The sequence below is a fragment of the Nautilia sp. genome, from assembly GCF_053994455.1.
This window is the reverse complement of sequence record NZ_JBMYAU010000024.1, coordinates 1-2,198: the sequence shown is the minus strand read 5'-3', so window position 1 is coordinate 2,198 and position 2,198 is coordinate 1. Positions and strand designations below refer to the sequence as shown.

At 37.8% G+C, this 2,198-nt stretch carries 3 protein-coding genes; all 3 read left to right on the top strand.

All coding sequences use genetic code 11. From position 1 onward, the window contains the following. Positions 1 to 1,132 (top strand): ATP-binding cassette domain-containing protein (locus ACXJIE_RS01630; protein WP_456479237.1); only part of this gene is annotated, 1,132 nt, incomplete at its 5' end. A 30-nt stretch (positions 1,133 to 1,162) separates the two neighbouring features. Further along, complete coding sequence (locus tag ACXJIE_RS01625; RefSeq protein WP_456479236.1) at positions 1,163 to 1,531, top strand: ATP-binding cassette domain-containing protein; 369 nt, start codon at positions 1,163 to 1,165, stop codon at positions 1,529 to 1,531. Beyond that, positions 1,528 to 2,198 (top strand): ABC transporter permease (locus ACXJIE_RS01620; protein WP_456479235.1); only part of this gene is annotated, 671 nt, incomplete at its 3' end. The genes ACXJIE_RS01625 and ACXJIE_RS01620, both read left to right, overlap by 4 nt.

Genomic DNA, 2,198 nt, shown 5'->3' with positions numbered 1-2,198 from the left:
AGCCGACAGCGGTGAAATAATCGGCTTTATAGGAGCTGACGGGGCAGGGAAAAGCTCCACTATGCACGCAATTGCCGGGGTTAAGAGGTTTGATGGGGAGATTGAATTTAGGGGACACGTTTACCATTCTCCAAAAGAAGCCGAAAAGATAAAGCCTCAGCTTTCACTTATGCCTCAAGGACTGGGGCTTGTTCTGTATGATAATTTAAGTGTAAAAGAGCATTTTGAATTTTTTAGGAACATAAGAGAAGTAAAAAGAGATATAGAATATGAAAAACGCCTTTTAAACATGGCGGGACTTTATGAGTTTCAAGATAGACTCGCAGGGCATTTAAGCGGCGGTATGAGACAAAAACTTTCACTAATCCTGGCCCTTCTTCCCCGTCCTAAACTGTTAATTTTAGACGAACCCACAACCGGGGTTGATCCTATAAGCAGAAGGGAGCTTTGGGAAATAGTTGACGGATTTAGGAAAAAAGAGGGGATAATCGCCCTTATTTCAACGGCGTATATGCAGGAAGCCGAGCAAATGGATAAACTGCTGTTGTTTGACGAAGGTGAAGTTATAGCAAGGGGGAAAGCCGATGAGCTTAAAGAGAGTATAAAAGATTATACATATGAAGGTGAAATTGAAAGTGAAGATTGTTTCAGCTTCAATAACAGAACATACTCCCTAAAGCCTCTTAACTTAAAAAAAGCTGCTCCTTTGCTAGAAGGTGTATTTTTTGTAAATGCGCTTAAAAAAGGCAAAAAGAATCTAAAAATAAACTTAGAAGAAAAAGAGGTAAAATTATCCGATGTTGTAGTAAAAGCCGAAGGGCTTACCAAAAAATTCGGAAGCTTTATAGCGGACGACCATGTGGATCTGGAGCTAAAAAGCGGAGAGATTTTAGGACTTTTAGGTGCAAACGGAGCCGGGAAAACCACATTTATGAAAATGCTTCTTGGACTTTATCCGATTGACGAGGGGGAACTGTATTTGCTTGGCAAAAGAATAAAGTCATATGAAGACAGACTTGAGCTTAAAGGTAAAATAGGCTATATGTCCCAGAGATTTGCTTTGTATGAAGATATGAGTGTTAAAGAAAATATGGAATATTTTGCCAAAATGCATGATTTAAGCCCTAAATAAACAAAAGAAAAAATCGAATACTTTTCAACTTTGTTTGGATTTAAAGAGTATCTGAGCGATTTTCCAAAAGACCTGCCCCTTGGAATTAACCAGAGGTTTTCACTCTCAGTCGCCCTTTTACATGAACCGGTAGTGCTGTTTTTGGACGAGCCTACGAGCGGTGTCGATACGATAGCGAGGGCTACTTTTTGGAAATTTTTAAGGGAAATTAAAGAAAAATGGAAAATATCAATCCTCATTACCACCCATTATATGAGTGAAGCGGAATACTGCGACAGGGTTGTGGTGTTAAAAAGAGGTAAAAAAATTGTGGATGATGAAGTTAAAAAACTTCACGAAAAATTCCCGGGACTCTCTTTTGAAGAGATTTTTATCAGATATTATGAGGAGAGCGAATGAAAATAGGGGTAGTAAAAGCGTATTTAAAAAAAGAATTTATAGATTTGTGGCGCTCTAAAATGATTGTAATGGTATATTTAATTCCTGCTATGATAGTAATTCTTTTTGGATACGGTATCAGAATGGAGGTTACGCATTCAAGAACGGTTATAATCGACAGGGACAATACGAAACTCTCACAGGAAATCATAAGGGCGTTTAGCACCACTAAATATTTTGACACAATCGTTTTAAACATAACAGACAGTGAAGCCATAAGACGTATAAAACAAAATAAAACGGATCTTTTTATTATAATCCCCCACAATTTTGAAAAAAATCTGATGCACTCCCGTAATGCCGAAGTTGCCGTATATATAGACGGAAGTTTTCCACTTAGGGCTACGACACTAGAAGGATACGTTCAGGGAGTGTTTTTAAACCTGCTTGAAAAAAACGGCGTAAAAGTTCCTTTTGAAATAAACCAAAGAAACTTTTTTAACGAATCTATGCGGGATGAAAACGGTATAATTCCCGGACTTATCGGGCTTACGATGCTTATAGCCCCGGCAATATTAGCGGCACTTTTAATCGTAAAAGAAAAAGAAATTGGGACTATTTTTAATTTCTATTCATCCCCCGTATCAAAAACAGAATTTTTAATAGCAAAACTCACTCCCCCTTTTAT